The organism is Methyloligella solikamskensis (genome assembly GCF_042676065.1).
GTDB lineage: Bacteria > Pseudomonadota > Alphaproteobacteria > Rhizobiales > Methyloligellaceae > Methyloligella > Methyloligella solikamskensis.
The window spans coordinates 881,477-898,226 of record NZ_JBHTJO010000001.1 but is presented as its reverse complement, the minus strand read 5'-3'; the positions used below and the strand labels follow the sequence as shown (position 1 = coordinate 898,226).

Here is a 16,750-nt window from a genome sequence, read left to right as displayed (position 1 = left end):
ACCACGCGGCGGATCGCAACACGATCGGATTTGGAGTTTTCATGTCGGACCTCGCCAAGATTCCCTGCAGCATCGTCACCGGCTTTCTCGGCGCCGGAAAGACCACCTTGCTCCGTCATGTGCTGGAGACCGCGGGCAACCGCCGCGTCGCCATCCTGATCAATGAGTTCGGCGATGTCGGTATCGACCGGGATATCCTGGAAGGCTGCGGCATCGAAGGCTGCTCCGAAGACAGCATCGTAGAGCTCTCCAATGGCTGCATCTGCTGCACAGTGGCGGACGACTTCGTACCGGCGCTCGAAGGTCTGCTCGCCATGGAGAAACCGCCGGAGCATATCGTCATCGAGACCTCGGGCCTGGCACTGCCCAAGCCGCTGGTCCAGGCCTTCAACTGGCCGGCTATCGCCTCGCGGGTGACCGTCGATGGCGTCATCGCCGTGGTGGACGGGCCTGCCGTGGCCGCCGGCCGCTTCGCCGACGACACTGAAGCGCTCGCCGCACAGCGCAGCGAGGACAGCTCCATCGATCATGAGAACCCGCTGGAGGAGGTCTACGAGGACCAGCTCCTCTGCGCCGATCTCATCGTCCTCAACAAGACCGACCTGATGGACGAAGCCGCGCGCAAGACGGTCGCTGACGAGATCGGGCGGACCGTGCCCCGCGAAGTGAAGATCGTCGAGACCGAAGGCGCCAGGATCGATGGCAGCGTGCTGCTCGGCTTGGGCGCCGCAGCCGAAGCCGATCTCGCATCGCGCCCCTCCCATCACGACGCGGAGGGCGAGCACGACCACGACGATTTCGAAACCTTCGTGCTCGATCTGCCGCAGGTCTCCACGGCCGATGAGATGATCGCCCGCATCGAGGCCGCGACCGGCGACCATGACATCCTGCGCGTCAAAGGCTTCCTCGACATCGAAGGCAAGCCCATGCGGCTCCTGGTTCAGGGGGTGGGCTCGCGCATCCAGCAGCAATTCGACCGTCCCTGGCGGCCGGACGAGACGCGCCAGGGCCGCCTCGTCGTGATCGGCCAGAAGGGGCTGGACCAGGCCGCCATCACACGATCCATCGCCGGGGAGTAGACGTCACCGCATGCATCTTCTCGCCACCGAGACCGCCACACTCGACGAGGTCGAGACAGCCGTCGATCTGGAGCAAACGCCGGCGGAGATCGTCGTGCTTTCCTTCTCCGACAGCGATCTCTCGGCCCTCGCCTCGGCGTGGTCCGCGACGCGCGACGAGCTGCCAACTCTGCGCTTGGCGAACCTTAAGCGTCTCCGCCATCCCATGTCGGTGGATGTCTATATCGAGAGCGTCATCGAAGGCGCGCGCCTGGTGATCATCCGCGGTATCGGCGGTCTCGATTACTGGCGCTATGGATTCGAGCGGATCGCGCAAGTCGCCCGCGAAAAGGATATCCAGTTCGTAGCCCTGCCCGGCGACGACCGGCCCGATCCGCGGCTGGCGGCGCTCTGCACCGCGCCGGACGATGCGGTGGCCCGCTTCGACCGCTACTTCCGCGAAGGCGGCCCGGAAAATCTCGGCAATGCCCTGCGGCTGGCGGCGAGTCTTCTTGGCCGGGAGATGGAAACCGCAGAGCCGGTCGCGTTGGGTCCGGCCATCGCCATGGACCGGACCGGTGCCATGGCCGATCCCGCTTCGCTTCAAAGCGGCGATCCGAAGAAGCCGACCGGTCTTATCCTGTTCTACCGCGCCAATCTGCTGGCGGCCGACTCGGCGCCCATCGCCAAGCTCATGGATGCTTTGGAGCGCCAGGGGCTGAATGCGCTTGCGCTTGCCGTCACCAGCCTGAAGGACCCGCAAGCCGCCGAAACGGTCGAAGCTCTCATCGCACGGACGACGCCGTCGGTGATCCTGAACGCCACGGCTTTCTCCGCCCGGCGCGAGGACGACACCACGGTGCTCGATAACGCCGACACTGCCGTTCTCCAGGTGGCCATGGCGGGCTCTACGGAAGAGGCCTGGGCGGAGGCCGGCCGCGGCCTCTCTCCCAGCGATCTCGCCATGAATGTCGTGCTGCCGGAGCTCGACGGGCGCCTCTTCACCCGCACGATTTCCTTCAAGGAGGAAAGGGAAGCCGATCCGGCCCTGCAATATTCCGCCACAATGCACGCGCCCGCCCTCGACCGGATCGACTACGTGGCGGCACTCGCAACCCGCTGGGCCCGGCTGCGAAGCCTGCCGCCTGCAGAGCGCCGTCTTGCCTTGATGATCTCCGATTATCCGGCCCGCGGCGGCCGCACCGGCTATGCCTGCGGCCTCGACACCGCGGCGAGCGTGACAGCCATCGCGGAACTCCTCGGTGCGGCTGGATACGATATCGGTGCCGCCGGTTGGCCCTCCGAGGAAATCGTCCCGCGCCTGACCGAGACGCACCCGCAAGAGACGTTGGAGGTCTCCCTCGCCACCTACCGCCGCTGGCTTGAGGACAATCCGGGAGCGGCAGAGACGATCGCCGACGCTTGGGGGGCGCCGGAAGACGACCCGCGCTTCGTCGATGGCGAATTCCGCTTCCCTTGCCTGCGCGCCGGGAAGCTCACCATCGTACTTCAGCCCGACCGCGGCTCGCGAACGGACCGCAAGGAGGGCTATCACGATCCTGACTGTCCGCCGCGCCATGGCTATGCCGCGCTTTATCTCGCCCTGCGCGAGACCGAGCATATCGACGCGCTGATTCATCTCGGCACCCACGGCACCCTGGAATGGCTGCCGGGCAAGGCCATCGCGCTGTCGAAGGACTGTCTACCCGAAGCGGTGCAGGGTCCGTTGCCCGTCATCTACCCCTTCATCGTCAACAATCCCGGCGAGACGGTGCAGGCCAAGCGGCGCATCTCTGCCGTGACCATTGGCCATCTAACCCCGCCCTTGAGCGAGGCGGGGCTGCACGGCCCCATGGCGGAGCTCGAAGGGCTGATCGAGGAATACATGGAAGCCGACGGCGTCGACCGCCGCCGCATGCCGCTTCTGGAAGCCGAGATCCTGGAGGTCGCCTGGCGCAACGGTCTCGCCGAGGATTGCGGCGTCTCCCGCGACGACGCCCCCCGCGAGGCCATCGCCAAGCTCGATGCTCAGCTTTGCGACATCAAGGATCTCGCCATCCGCGACAGCCTCCATGTCTTCGGCCAAGCGCCGGAACCAGAAGCCTCAAGCCGGCTGGCGAACGCGACCCTGGCGAGCCTCGGCTCCTCTTCAGGCAGCGTCACGACGGACTGGCTCGAGACGCTGATCGCCGACAGCGCCGCATCCGAGCGGGACGGTCTGCTTGCCGCGCTTGCCGGGCGCCGCGTTCCTCCCGGTCCCGCCGGTGCACCCAGCCGCGGACGCCTCGATATTCTGCCAACGGGACGCAATCTCACCACCATCGATCCGCGCGCCATCCCGACCCGGATCGCCACCACCATAGGCGCGCGCGCCGCCGACGACGTGATCCGCCGGCACCTCCAGGACCAGGGCGAATACCCTCACGCGCTGATGCTCGATCTGTGGGCCTCCGCCTCCTTACGCACCGGCGGCGACGACCTCGCCCAGGCGCTGGCCTATCTCGGCGTTCGCCCCCAATGGGATGCCCGCTCCAACCGGGTGACGGGGATCGAGGTGCTGCCTTTGGCCAAGCTCGACCGGCCGCGCATCGACGTGACCTTGCGCATCTCGGGCCTCTTCCGGGACATCTTCCCTGCCCAGATCGCGCTGTTCGACATGGCGGTGCGTAAGATCGCCGAGCGCGACGAGGACGACGCGTGGAACCCGCTAGCCGCCGCGCGACGTAGCGGCAAGAGCCTGTCGCGCATCTTCGGCGGGGCGCCGGGCAGCTACGGCGCCGGTATGGCCGACACCGTTCTTGAAACCGACTGGGGCACCCGCGCCGATCTCGCGGAAGCCTATCTTGCGGCCGGCAGCTACGCCTACGGGTCGGGCGAGACCGGCACGGCGGCGCGAGACGATTTCGCTGCCCGGATCGCCGGAGCCGACGCGCTCGTCCATCCTCAGGACGACCGGGAACGAGACCTGCTCGACGGCGACGGGATCGCCGATTTCGTTGGCGGGTTTGCGGCCGCTGCAGCCAGTCTCGGCGAGAAATCCCCCGCTCTCTATCACCTGGACACCAGCAAGCCTGAAACGCCGGTCACCCGGACGGTCGCCGAGGAGATCGCCCGCATCGTGCGCGGCCGTCTCACCAATCCGCGCTGGATCGCCGGCATGTTGAACCACGGCCATCGCGGCGTGGCGGAGATGGCCCAGGGGGTCGACGCGCTCTACGCCTTCGCCGCCGGGACCGAAACCGTGCCCGCACATCTCTTCGACGAGGTGCACGAGGCTCTGATCGCCGATACGCAAACACGCTCGGCGATCGCAGACGCAAACCCCGAAGCGCTTGCCGCCATGCTCGACCGGCTGGCCGATCTCCTGCAGCGCGGACTTTGGACGCCAAAACGGAACGCCGTGCACGGGGAACTGGACGACGCGCGGAGCACCGCTCCAAGCCGCATGTCCGAGGCAGACAAGTCATGAGCGGAACGCCTTCCAGTCCCGCTCCTCGCGGCTGGTGTCCCGGCGCGCTCCGCCCCATGGAAAGCGGCGACGGGCTGATCGTGCGGCTCCGTCCGCGCGGCGGCGCCTTCACAACGCCCGCGCTCCGTGTGATCGCTGATCTCGCCGCTCGCTACGGCAATGGCCAGATCGACCTCACCCGGCGCGCCAATCTGCAACTCCGCGGTTTGCGCGATGCAGACCTGCCCGCTCTTTGGGAGGCGCTTTCCGCAACGGGTCTGCTGGATGAGAGCGCCGAGGCAGAATCCGTCCGCAATGTCATGGTGAGCCCCTTGGCGGGTCTTGCGCCGGATGAGATTGCCGACCCGCGTCCCGTCGCCCGAGCCCTGGAGAATCGGCTCACCAGTGACGAACGGCTCTGGTCCCTGCCCGGCAAGTTTGGCTTCAGCGTCGATGGCGGCGGCGCCTTCTCCATCGCAAACGAGCGGGCCGATATCCGGCTCCAGGTGGTCACCAAAAAAGGCGAAACGACCATGGCGCTCGGCTTGGACCGGCTCGAAGGCGTCGATTGGGTCGCTTCCACGACCGTGGACCAAGCTGCAACCATGGCATCGGCGGCAGCGCATCTCTTTCTCGAGATGCGCCGCACCGCTCCCCAGTCCGGAGAGGCGCGACGGCTGCGGGATCTCGCCGAGGCCGACTACCTTATCCTCCGGACAAGAGTGGCGAGCGTTCTGCCCACCCTCGCCTGTCCGCCGCTGACGACCTCACCGGATCGCTCCCTGGGCATCCTGGAGCGGAACGGCGCCGCGTTTGCCTTGGCCATGGCGGTACCATTCGGGCGCATCGAGGCCGGGCAACTTCACCGGCTTGCCACCGAGGAAACCAGGCTCGGCATACCGCAGGTGAGACTGTCGCCTTGGCGCACCCTATACGCCCCGCTTATCGATCATGGCGCGGGCGACGCCCTGGCGGCCATGGCGGCCGAGGCCGGCTTCATTCTCGATGCCGCCGATCCCCTCCTCGCCATCGATGCCTGCCCTGGAGCACCCGGCTGCGGACGGACCCATCTCGACACCCGTCAGGCGGCCCGCGATCTGGCGCCCCATCTCAAGCGGCTCGGCGTCTTCTCCTGCCATATCTCCGGCTGTGCCAAGGGCTGTGCGCGGTCGCGCGCCGCCGATCTCGTGCTGGTGGGATCGGGCGATGGCTACGGGCTGAACCGTGACGCCACAGCCCAGGAAAGCCCGCGCGCCGTGGTGCCGCGGACACAGCTTTCGCGGCTGCGGCACCTCGTCGAGACCCTCTAGGACCGCCGTCCCATGACTCCAGCCAAACACACCCAACACGCCTATATCCGCGACGGCGCCGAGATCTATCGGAACTCATTCGCCATCATCCGGAATGAAGCGGATCTCTCGCGCTTTTCCGGTCATGCCGAGAAAGTCGCCGTGCGCATCGTCCATGCCACCGGCATGGTGGAGATCGCGCCGGAAATCGTCATGTCGGCGAATTTCGCCGACGCCGCCCGGAGCGCACTCCTGAAGGGCGCGCCGATCCTGTGCGATGCCCAGATGGTCGCCCACGGAGTCACGCGCAAACGGCTCCCTGCCGGCAATGAGGTGATCTGCACTTTGTCCGACCCGAGCGTGCCCACGCTCGCGCACGAGATGGACACCACCCGCTCCGCCGCCGCCCTGGAGCTCTGGCGCCCGAAGCAGGAAGGCGCCGTCGTCGCCATCGGCAATGCCCCGACCGCACTCTTCCGCCTGCTTGAGATGCTCGAAGAAGACGGCGCTCCGAAACCGGCCGCGATCATCGGCGTGCCCGTTGGCTTCGTCGGCGCGGCGGAATCCAAGGAGGCGTTGGCCGCCTACGGCCAGGTCCCCTATCTCATCGTGAAGGGCCGCAAGGGCGGCAGCGCCATCGCGGCGGCGGCCGTGAACGCGCTGGCGAGCGAAGCCGAATGAGCGCTCTGGAGAAAATCGCAGGGCGCGCCGAGCCGGGCACCCTCTACGGCATCGGCGTCGGCCCCGGCGACATCCGCTATCTCACCTTGCGCGGCGCGGGCCTTCTGCGCTCGGTCAATGTCATCGCCTATTTCGCCAAGCGCGGGCGGGCCGGAAATGCCCGCACCATCGTCGCGCCCCTGCTTGATGAGAATTGCCGCCAGCTCAAGTTTGAATATCCCTATACGGACGAGATCACCGTTGCCGATCCGGCCTATCGCGACGCCATCTCAGCCTTCTATGCGGAGACCGCTTCGCAGATCGCCGAAGCGCTTGGGCGCGGACACTCCGTCGGCCTTCTCGCCGAGGGCGATCCGTTTTTCTACAGCTCCTTCATGCATATGTGGCACCGGCTGGAAGGCGACTTCCCCGTCGAGGTCGTTCCCGGCGTCACCGGCATGTCGGGCTGCTGGACCCGCGCCAATGTGCCGATCACCTGGGGCGACGACATCCTGTCCGTCCTCCCGGGCACCCTTCCGGAAGACGCGCTCGCCCAGCGGCTCACGGCCTGCGACGCCGCCGTCATCATGAAGGTCGGCCGCAACCTGGCGAAGGTGCGCCGGGCCGTGGAGATGGCCGGGCTCCTGGACCGCGCCATCTATGTGGAGCGCGGCACCATGGCGGCGGAGCGGATCGTGCCTTTGCGCGAGCAAGGCGATCGCACCGGTCCCTATTTCGCGATGATCCTGATCCCGGGTGAGGGGCGGCGCCTATGACGGGAAAGCTGACCATCGTGGGGCTTGGCCCCGGCAGCCCGGAGCTCACCACGCCCGCCGTTGCAAACGCCGTGCGCCAGGCGAGCGATCTCGTGGGCTACGAGACCTATCTGAAGCGCCTGCCCGATCTCCGGCCGGAGCAAGAGGTCCACGCCTCCGACAATCGCTACGAGCTCGACCGGGCGCGCCATGCTTTGTCCCTCGCAGCATCTGGCCGCGATGTCGCCGTCGTCTCCGGCGGCGATCCCGGTGTCTTCGCCATGGCGGCGGCGGTCTTCGAGGTTGTCGATGCAGGCGACCCCTCGTGGCGCGATCTGACCATCGAGGTGCAGCCCGGCGTCTCCGCCATGCTGGCGGCGGCCGCGGAAGCCGGCGCGCCCCTAGGCGGCGATTTCTGCGCCATCTCGCTCTCCGACAATCTGAAATCCTGGGGAACCATCGAGTGGCGCCTCGTCCTGGCGGCCCAGGCCGATTTCGCCATCGCGCTTTATAATCCGGCCTCGAAGGCCAGGCCCGATCAGCTCGGCAAGGCCTTCGCACTTCTGCGGCAGCACAAACCGGACAAGACGGTGGTGATCTTCGTCCGCGCGGCCGGAACGCCGGAAGCAAAGCTCACAGTGAAAACGCTTGGCGAGGCCGACGGCACGGAAGCCGACATGCGCACCCTGGTGATCGTCGGCGCGGAGACCACCCGGCTGATCCGGCGGGAAGGCCGCACCCCATGGGTCTATACGCCCCGCTCCGAGGGGGCCCCGCGATGATCGGACAGCCGCGCTTCCAGCCAGGCAAACGCAGCCTCCACCGTCTCGACCCGATGGCCGCCCGGCTTCTCCGGCCGCGCCACCATCACCACGGGAAGGCCGAGGGCCCGTGCAGCGACGAGCTTGGCGTACGTGGCCGCACCGCCCGCATTCTTCGAAACGATCGTCTCCACGCCGGCATCGCGAAACAGCGTCAACTCGTCTTCCTCACTGAAGGGACCGCGCCGGAGCAGCAGCTCAGCATCGGTTGGCAGATCGTCCGGCACGGGCGGATCGATGGAGCGGATCAGATAATGGTGCTGGGGCGCGGCCTTGAAGGCGGCGATCTCCTGCCGGCCGATGGTCAGCAGAACGCGCAACGGTGTCTCGCCCAGCGCAGAAGCTGCCTCTTCCAAAGTGTTCACGTCGATCCAGCGGTCGCCCGGCTGCGCCTCCCATCCGGGCCGCACCAAAGTGAGGAGGGGGACACCCGTCGCCTCCGCCGCTGCGACCGCATTTGCCGAGATGCCAGTCGAGAAGGGATGGGTGGCATCCACCAGCACATCGACCCCTTCGTGCTTCAGCCAAGCCGCCAGCCCCTCCACGCCGCCGAACCCGCCGATCCGGCAGGGCACGGGCTGAGCGGCCGGAGACGCGGTCCGGCCCGCCAGGGACAGGATCGGCGAAAAACGCGCATCGCCCGCGAGCTGCTTGGCGAGCCCGCTAGCTTCCGTCGTTCCGCCGAGAATGAGGATCCGCATGGCCGTCCTTAAGATGAATGCGAGCGCCTCAAACAGCATGGCCGGACGCTGGCTGTCCATCGTCGGGATCGGTGAGGACGGGATCGATGGCCTCTCGCCAATCGCGCGCCGCCTCATCGAGGACGCAGAGCTGGTGGTCGGCGGCAAACGTCATCTCGATCTCGCAGACCCGCTGATCCAGGGGACGCGCCTGCCTTGGCCCAGCCCAATCGACGAGGCCTATGCCCAAATCCTGGCCCGGAGCGGCGAAGCCGTCGTCGTTCTCGCCTCGGGCGATCCCTTTCATTTCGGCATCGGCAAACAGCTTGCCGCCCTGGTCCAGGCGGACGAGATCGCCTGCCTGCCCCAGCCCTCCGCTTTCTCCCTTGCCGCCGCCCGTATGGGCTGGGCGCTGCAGGATGTGACGACCCTCTCTCTTCATGGCCGCCCCTTTGAGCGGATCGTTCCGGCGCTCCAACCCGGCGCACGCATCCTGGCGCTGACCTGGGACGAGACCACGCCCGCAAAGCTCGCAGCACTTCTGAGCGAACGGAAAATGGGCGAGACACGGATCACAGTTCTGGAACGGCTGGGTGGCCCCGCCGAGCGTATCCGGACGGCACGCGCCGATAGCTGCGCTCTCGATGCAATCGACCCGCTCAACACCATTGCCATCGAGGTGATGGCAGACGCCGATGCGCCGATTGTCGGTCTCGCTCCGGGGCTCGACGATGCCCTGTTCGAAAGCGACGGGCAGCTCACCAAGCGGGAGGTGCGGGCCGTGGTCCTGTCATCTCTCGCGCCTCGCCGCGGAGAGCTGCTCTGGGATATCGGCCTGGGCTCGGGCTCCATCGCCATCGAATGGCTGCTGCGCGATCCCGCCATGCGGGCCATCGGCATCGAGGCAAATGCCGATCGTGCAGCGCGGGCCGCCCGCAATGCCGCGTCCCTCGGCGTGCCTCAGCTTGAGATCGTCGAAGGCAAAGCCCCCGATGCCCTGGAAGGTCTGCCCGCCCCGGACGCCATCTTCATCGGCGGCGGCCTGACCGACGGCGTGCTCGAGGTGGCCTGGAACGCCTTGAAACCCGGTGGCCGGCTCGCGGCCAATGCGGTCACGCTGGAGGGCGAACGGGAACTCTTCGCGGGGTTCGAAGCCCATGACGGGTCGCTCTCCCGCATCCAACTCGTCCGCGCCGATACGGTCGGCAGCCTGCATGGCTGGCGTCCCGCCATGCCCATCACCCACTGGCACGTGGTGAAATCATGATGGTTGCCGGATTCGGATGCCGGAAGGGCGCGTCCCTCGACGACCTCACCGAGGCCTTCTTATTGGCCGTCGCCCATTGCGGCGTCGATCGCGCCGAGATCGAAGCGCTCGCTACACCTGCCGAGAAACAAGGCGAGCCGGCCCTGAAGGCCCTGGCGGCCGAGCTTTTGCTTCCGCTGATCCCTGTCGAAGCAGACATCCTGCCCGAGGCCTCCGCACGAACGCTCAGCCATTCGGATCGTGTCGTGGCTTTGAAGGGCGTGCCGTCCGTCGCCGAAACCGCAGCTCTTGCTGCCGCCGGCCCCAACTCCCGGCTGCTCGCCCCCAAAGTCTCCAGCCGCAGCGCCACCTGCGCCATCGCGATCGGAGGCGCATCATGACTGTTCACTTCGTTGGTGCCGGCCCTGGCGCGCCGGACCTGATCACCGTGCGCGGACGCGACCTGATCGCAAGCTGCCCGGTCTGCCTCTATGCCGGATCGCTGATCCCCGGAGCGCTGCTCGAATTCTGCCCGGAGGGCGCGCGCATCGTGAACACCGCCCCAATGTCTCTGGAGGAGATCGTCTCCGAATATCGGCGGGCGGCGGATGCAAATGAAGACGTCGTGCGGCTCCATTCCGGCGACGTCTCGGTCTGGAGCGCTATGGGCGAGCAGATCCGAGAGCTGGTGGCGCTGGGTCTTCCCTATACCGTCACGCCGGGCGTTCCGTCCTTCGCCGCGGCCGCCGCCGCCCTCGGCCAGGAGCTCACCTTGCCAGAGATCGCCCAGTCGGTCGTCCTGACCCGGACGCCCGGCCGCGCTTCGGCCATGCCGCCGAAGGAGACGCTGGAGCGTTTCGCAGCGACAGGCGCAACCCTAGCCATCCATCTTTCCATCCAATCCCTGGAGTCGGTCGTTGCCGAGCTCACGCCTCATTACGGCGCCGACTGCCCTGCGGCCGTCGTCTATCGCGCCAGTTGGCCGGAGGAGAAAGTGATCCGTGGGACTCTGGCGAGCATGGTCTCCGATCTCGCCGCCCACGAGGAGATCGACCGGACGGCTCTGATCCTGGTCGGGCCTGTTCTGAGTGCTCACGACTTTCGCAACAGCGCGCTCTACGACGCGGGCTATCAGCGGCGCTATCGCCGGCGGCCGGCATGAACCAGTACGCGACCATACCGACCCTGCCCGGCGGCTTCCCATCCTTCCCGGATTTCGCCCCCGGCGAGGTCTGGCTGGTGGGCGCAGGCCCCGGCGATCCGCGCCTTCTGACTTTGATGGCACTTCATGCTCTGCGCTCGGCGGACACCATCGTCCACGACGCCCTGATCGACCCAAGAGTGCTCGAGCTCGTCCGCCCGAACGCAACGATCCGGAGTGTCGGCAAGCGGGGCGGCAAGCCCTCGCCTCAGCAGAGCGAGATCACCGAACAGCTCATCGCGTTCGCCCGGGCGGGGCGTAAAGTGTTGCGCCTGAAGGGCGGCGACCCCTTCGTGTTCGGACGCGGCGGCGAAGAGGCGGACGCCCTTGCAGAGGCGAGCATCCCCTTCCGCATCGTGCCGGGCCTGACGGCCGGGCTATCCGGCGCGGCCCTCGCCGGCATTCCGGCAACCACGAGGAGCACCAACCACGCCGTGATCCTGGCGACCGGCTACCGGGCGGAAGGCCACCCGGACGAGGAAGACTGGGAGGCCATCGCCAAGACGGGTCAACCTGTGATCCTCTACATGGCCATGTCGCGGCTCGAAACCATCGTTGCGGGATTCATGCGCGCGGGCGCCGGACCGGATCTGCCCGTCGCAATCGTCGCCTCGGCCACGTTGGCGGACGAAGAGATTGTCGAGACGACGCTCTCCGCGGCGTTGCGCGATGTGCGGGCCCACGACCTCAGCGCCCCCGCCATCGTCGTGATCGGCGAGATCGCAGGCCTGGGGAACAAGCTCCGCACTGCCATGGCAGGCGCCGTCCCATGAGCCCTTTGCCACCACACGGGATCATCATCGCCGCACCGCGCTCCGGTGCCGGCAAGACGACCGTGAGCCTCGGGCTGACCCGTGCGCTTCACAAGCAAGGCGTCACCGTCCAGCCCTTCAAATGCGGACCCGACTATATCGATCCAGCGTTTCTGACCGAGGCGGCCGACCGGCCGGCCGTGAACCTCGACAGTTGGGCCATGCGCCCGGCCTTGCTCCGTCACCTCGCCCATAGCCTCGGTTCGCGTGCCGAGCTCTGCCTCGTCGAAGGCGTCATGGGATTGTTCGACGGGGCCGGCGCGCAAGGCCAGGCGGGAAGCGGATCGACTGCGGATCTCGCCGCGCTCACCGGCTGGCCCGTGATCCTCGTCCTGGATGTCGCAGCGCAGGCCGAAACGGCCGCAGCGGTGGCGCTCGGCTGCAAGACCTATCGCGACGATATCGAAATCGCCGGCGTGATCCTGAATTCCGTCGGCAGTCCGCGTCACGCGCAAATGGTCGGCGAGGCGCTTGGTAAGATCGGCCTGCCCCTCCTCGGCGCCCTCAAGCGGCAGAGCGGACTGAGCCTCCCCGAACGTCATCTCGGCCTGGTCCAGGCTGGGGAGACCACGGACTTATGCGAAACGCTCGACGCCATCGCGGATTTCGTCGCCCAGTCCGTCTTCCTCGATGAGGTGCGGACCATGGCACGCCCGCTGCAATTGACGTCGGCTCAAGGCGAGCCGCGCGCGGCTCTGGAGCCCCCGGGGCAGCGCATCGCCCTGGCCCAGGACCGGGCCTTCTCCTTCATCTACCCGCACCTTCTCGCCGAATGGCGCGCCGCGGGCGCGGAGATCCTCCCCTTCTCGCCTTTGGCCAACGAAGGGCCGAACGAAAGCGCCGACGCCATCTGGCTGCCGGGCGGCTATCCCGAACTTCACTGTGAAGCCCTTTCCGCGGCCAACGCATTCAAAGCCGCCATGCAGGAAGCCGCATCACGAAACGTGCCGATCCATGGGGAGTGCGGCGGCTACATGGTACTGGGCGAGAGCCTCGAAGACGCCGACGGCAAGACCCATCCCATGCTGGGCCTGCTCGGGCTCAAAACGTCGTTCGCACACCGCAAGCTTCATCTTGGGTATCGGAAAGCGAAGCTGACCGCCGATGCGCCGGCGCTCCCGGGCGGCACCCTTTACGGCCACGAATTCCACTATGCCGCGATCCTGGACCAACCCGATGCGCCGCTGGCCACGATCGTGAACTCAGGCGGCGACCCCGTCGAGGACACGGGCGCCCGCCGCGGCAGCGTCACCGGTGCCTTCTTCCACCTGATCGACAAGGGCGGCGCGTCTCACGCCCCCACATCGCCTGGTCAATCCAGCAAGGAGGCCGCTGGGCCATCTAGATAAATTTGCTTTCCATATACCGAACGGTACATACTCGATTGGAAGTGGTTTCGGGGTTTCTACGGGATCAACACGTATCGCCATCCAGTCTTGAGGGTTCGGCTTGCAGCACTCTTTGCCCATACACCCGCTAGGCTCCCTCTTCTCCAGACGGGGGCGGATTGCTTATGCCTAGCCACCTCGGCCCCGCCTTCTTGACCATCCTCACGAACGATCAGCGCGTGGGGGAGCTCAGCAAAGACGCCGAGGGTATGGTTGGCTTCTCTTATGACGAAGCCTGGCTCGCCCGGGCCTATGCTCCGCCCGTTTCGATCTCGCTTCCGCTGCGGGAAGAGCCTTACACGGACGCGCCGGTCTTGGCCCTATTCGCCAACTTGCTGCCGGACTCGCAAACCCATTGCGACCAGATCGCCGACCGGGTCGGGGCGGCCGGGGCGGATACCTACAGCCTCTTTGCAGAGATTGGCGGCGATTGCGCCGGCGCCCTTCACATCGTTCCGGGCGGCGATCCGAGCGAACACGATCTCACGGCGATCGAAGGCGAGCCTCTGGACGAGGAGGGCGTCGAGGCCTTGCTGCAGGGGCTTTCAGACGCTCCACTTGGGCTTGCTCCCGACGATCCGTTCCGCATCGCTGTCGCAGGCGCTCAGAAGAAGACCGCGCTCCTTTTGCAGGACGGGCAATGGTTCAAGCCCCACCGCACGACGCCAACCACCCATATCCTGAAGACCCAGATCGGCAAGCTGCCGACCGGCACCGACCTCTCAAACAGCGTCGAGAATGAATATTATTGCCTGAAGCTCGCCGAGGCCTTCGGACTGCCGGTGGCGAATGCGGAGATCCGGGTTTTTGGCGACACCCGCACCCTCGTTGTCGAACGCTTCGACCGAAAGCACGACGAGACGGGCCAGCTCGTCAGGCTCCACCAGGAGGATATGTGTCAGGCCCTGTCGGTGCACCCCTCGATCAAATACGAGCGCAAAGGCGGACCCGGCGTCGCTCAGATCCTGAAAGTGCTCGAAGGAAGCGACGATCCGGCCCGCGATCAGGAGATAGTGCTCAAAGCACAGCTCCTCTTCTGGCTCACCGGCGCCACCGATGGCCATGCCAAGAATTTCAGCATCTTCCTCGGTCCCGGGGGCGCGTTCCGGCTTGCCCCTCTCTACGACATCCTGACCGTTGAGCCGAGTATCGCCGATGGCTCTGCCGGCGGGCTGAACCCGCGGCTGGCCATGTCGGTCGGCGCCGACCGGCAGCATACGATCGCCGAGATCGGCGCACGCCATTTTGTCGAGACCGCCGAACAGGCCGGCCTATCGGGCAGCTTTGCCAAGACAGTCATGGAGGAAATTGCCGACGAGGCTCCGTCGGCAATCGCAGCGGTGGAAGCGAGCCTGAACGACGCCCTCTTTGAGCCGATCCACGAGATCATCAAATCCGTCATGACCCAACGGATCGGCAAGCTGCACCGCTCGGCGTCAGAGGCGTGAGATTGCGTGCCGGCGCGCCCCAGCTCCGGACCTGGTGCCAGACAATTTCCCGCCTTCTGAACATCCGCCGGAAACCCACCCCACGCATGCTTTGAGGTTCTCTCAGAGGCCAGACCACGGCAGCAGGAAGTCACCACACGGGCAACACGTTGAGAGCTAAGTTTCCGCTATTATTGGATTTTATGCCGCTCCGCGGGAACGACATCTGAAAGCCGCTTGACTCGGCTTTCTTTGACTCTCATGTTGTATATACCGATCGATACAGGGCGCTTCGGGTGGGTTAAGAGGCGCTCTATTCGGGGTGGGGGTCAGTCACACAAAAGGCGTCCGCTCTCACGGTATTTGAACAGGCGTTTCGCACCCTGAAGGGGGAGCTTGCACCATCGATGGATGTCCGACTTCGCCGGTAATCCGGAACGTCTAAAGAAAGCACAAACCAACAGACTAGGGAAACCCAAGGAGCTGAGAAGTATGACGAAGAAGCGTATTATTCTGAACGCCTTCGACATGACATGCGTCAGTCACCAGGCGGCCGGAACATGGCGCCATCCGGAAAGCCAGGCGTCCCGGTACAACGATATCGAGTACTGGACCAACATGGCGATCGAGCTGGAGCGTGGTCATTTCGACACCCTCTTCATCGCCGACGTGGTTGGCGTCTACGACGTCTACCGCAACTCCGCCGGCGCGGCGCTGAAAGACGCCGATCAGGTGCCGGTGAACGACCCCTTCGGTGCCATCTCCGCCATGGCCGCCGTTACCAATCATGTGGGCTTCGGTGTCACCGCCGCGGTGACCTTCGAGCAGCCTTATGTGCTGGCCCGCCGTCTTTCCACGCTGGATCACCTGACCAAGGGCCGCGTCGCCTGGAACGTTGTGTCGTCCTATCTGAACAGTGCCGCGCTCAACATCGGCATGGAAAAGCAGATCGGCCACGACGAACGCTACGACATGGCCGAAGAGTACATGCAGGTCATGTACAAGCTTTGGGAGGGCTCCTGGGAAGAGGGTGCTGTCCACCGTGATAAGGAATCCGGCGTCTTCACCGATCCGGCGAAGGTCCACCCGATCCGCCACGACGGCAAGTATTACAAGGTCCCTGGCTTCCATCTCTGCGAGCCGTCCCCGCAGCGGACCCCGGTCATCTTCCAGGCCGGTGCGTCGCCCAAGGGTCAGGCCTTTGCGTCCCGTCACGCCGAGGGCATGTTCATCCTCACCACGAGCATCGAACAGTCCAAGGCCGTGACCACGAAGATCCGCGATCAGGTCGAGGCTGCGGGCCGTTCCCGTGACTCGGTGAAGATCTTCACGCTGCTGACGGTCATCACCGCGGCGACCGACGAAGCCGCCGAGCGCAAGTATCAGGAGTACCTCTCCTATGCGAGCCCGGAAGGGATGCTGGCGCTCTATGGCGGTTGGACCGGCATCGACTTCTCGACCTACGATCCGAACCAGCCCCTCGAGGCTCTGGAGAACGACTCCCTGCGGACAACGCTTGAGTCCCTGACCAGCGGCCATGACGGCAAGACGTGGACCGTGAAGGATGTGATCCGCGAACGCTGCATCGGCGGTCTGGGTCCGGTCCTGGTCGGTGGCCCGCAGAAGGTCGCAGACGTGCTGGAAGAGTGGGTCGACGAAGGCGGTATCGACGGCTTCAACCTGGCCTATGCCGTGACCCCGGGCTCCACCTCGGACTTCATCAACTACATCGTTCCGGAACTGGTGAAGAGGGGCCGTGCTCAGACCGAGTACAAGGAAGGCACTTTCCGCGAGAAGCTGATCGGCACCGAGACGCCTTACACGGAAGACACCCATCCTGCAGCCGAGCAGCGCGGTGCGTATGCCGGCAAGGAAAGCGTCCAGGACAAGACGACCGAGTCCAACTTCGCCGAAGAGAAGATTCCTCAGGCGGCGCAGTAGCCGGACGAAAAGGGGCGGAAGCCG

14 protein-coding genes are annotated in these 16,750 nt (G+C 66.1%); 13 read left to right on the top strand and 1 reads right to left on the bottom strand.

Translation table 11 applies throughout. The annotated features are described in order from the left end of the window. Nucleotides 1-41 precede the first annotated feature (41 nt). From cobW to cobJ, 6 genes are read left to right on the top strand one after another with little or no spacing between them, the layout of a single operon-like run. Nucleotides 42-1,079: a cobalamin biosynthesis protein CobW gene (gene cobW, locus ACFQ2F_RS04310; RefSeq protein ID WP_379086209.1), complete on the top strand. Its 1,038-nt coding sequence runs from the start codon at nt 42-44 to the stop codon at nt 1,077-1,079. Between the two features lie 10 nt (nt 1,080-1,089). Further along, nucleotides 1,090-4,527 (top strand): cobaltochelatase subunit CobN, encoded by a 3,438-nt coding sequence (cobN, locus tag ACFQ2F_RS04305; RefSeq protein WP_379086206.1) that lies wholly within the window; start codon nt 1,090-1,092, stop codon nt 4,525-4,527. Next, nucleotides 4,524-5,816, top strand: coding sequence for a precorrin-3B synthase (cobG, locus tag ACFQ2F_RS04300; RefSeq protein WP_379086202.1), 1,293 nt, complete (start codon nt 4,524-4,526; stop codon nt 5,814-5,816). The genes cobN and cobG overlap by 4 nt, the downstream gene beginning before the upstream one ends. Before the next feature lie 12 nt (nt 5,817-5,828). Next, on the top strand, nt 5,829-6,476 hold the full coding sequence (locus ACFQ2F_RS04295; protein ID WP_379086199.1) for a precorrin-8X methylmutase: 648 nt from the start codon (nt 5,829-5,831) through the stop codon (nt 6,474-6,476). Beyond that, nucleotides 6,473-7,231, top strand: coding sequence for a precorrin-2 C(20)-methyltransferase (locus tag ACFQ2F_RS04290; RefSeq protein ID WP_379086196.1), 759 nt, complete (start codon nt 6,473-6,475; stop codon nt 7,229-7,231). Before ACFQ2F_RS04295 ends, ACFQ2F_RS04290 begins: the two co-directional genes overlap by 4 nt. Continuing rightward, the gene (gene cobJ / locus ACFQ2F_RS04285; protein WP_379086193.1) at nt 7,228-7,992 is read left to right on the top strand and encodes a precorrin-3B C(17)-methyltransferase; all 765 of its coding nucleotides are present in this window, start codon (nt 7,228-7,230) and stop codon (nt 7,990-7,992) included. The genes ACFQ2F_RS04290 and cobJ overlap by 4 nt, the downstream gene beginning before the upstream one ends. Here the strand turns inward: cobJ and ACFQ2F_RS04280 are convergent. Next, the gene (locus ACFQ2F_RS04280; protein WP_379086190.1) at nt 7,959-8,732 is read right to left on the bottom strand and encodes a cobalt-precorrin-6A reductase; all 774 of its coding nucleotides are present in this window, start codon (nt 8,730-8,732) and stop codon (nt 7,959-7,961) included. The two genes, cobJ and ACFQ2F_RS04280, sit on opposite strands and share 34 nt — an antisense overlap. On the opposite strand from ACFQ2F_RS04280, the gene cbiE reads away from it, so the two are divergent. From cbiE to ACFQ2F_RS04245, 7 genes are all read left to right on the top strand, one after another. Next, a complete protein-coding gene (gene cbiE, locus ACFQ2F_RS04275) occupies nt 8,731-9,978 on the top strand; it encodes a precorrin-6y C5,15-methyltransferase (decarboxylating) subunit CbiE (protein WP_379086187.1) in 1,248 nt (415 codons plus the stop codon). The genes ACFQ2F_RS04280 and cbiE overlap by 2 nt on opposite strands. Next, the gene (locus ACFQ2F_RS04270; RefSeq protein ID WP_379086184.1) at nt 9,975-10,358 is read left to right on the top strand and encodes a cobalamin biosynthesis protein; all 384 of its coding nucleotides are present in this window, start codon (nt 9,975-9,977) and stop codon (nt 10,356-10,358) included. Before cbiE ends, ACFQ2F_RS04270 begins: the two co-directional genes overlap by 4 nt. Next, the gene (gene cobM, locus ACFQ2F_RS04265; RefSeq protein WP_379086181.1) at nt 10,355-11,119 is read left to right on the top strand and encodes a precorrin-4 C(11)-methyltransferase; all 765 of its coding nucleotides are present in this window, start codon (nt 10,355-10,357) and stop codon (nt 11,117-11,119) included. The genes ACFQ2F_RS04270 and cobM overlap by 4 nt, the downstream gene beginning before the upstream one ends. Continuing rightward, a complete protein-coding gene (gene cobA, locus ACFQ2F_RS04260) occupies nt 11,116-11,931 on the top strand; it encodes a uroporphyrinogen-III C-methyltransferase (RefSeq protein WP_379086179.1) in 816 nt (271 codons plus the stop codon). The genes cobM and cobA overlap by 4 nt, the downstream gene beginning before the upstream one ends. Then, entirely contained in the window at nt 11,928-13,319 is a 1,392-nt protein-coding gene (locus ACFQ2F_RS04255) for a cobyrinate a,c-diamide synthase (RefSeq protein ID WP_379086176.1), read from the top strand. The genes cobA and ACFQ2F_RS04255 overlap by 4 nt, the downstream gene beginning before the upstream one ends. A 164-nt stretch (nt 13,320-13,483) precedes the next feature. Further along, nucleotides 13,484-14,806, top strand: coding sequence for a type II toxin-antitoxin system HipA family toxin (locus ACFQ2F_RS04250; protein ID WP_379086173.1), 1,323 nt, complete (start codon nt 13,484-13,486; stop codon nt 14,804-14,806). 471 nt (nt 14,807-15,277) lie between these two features. Further along, complete coding sequence (locus tag ACFQ2F_RS04245) at nt 15,278-16,726, top strand: LLM class flavin-dependent oxidoreductase (RefSeq protein ID WP_379086170.1); 1,449 nt, start codon at nt 15,278-15,280, stop codon at nt 16,724-16,726. The last annotated feature ends 24 nt before the right edge of the window (nt 16,727-16,750 follow it).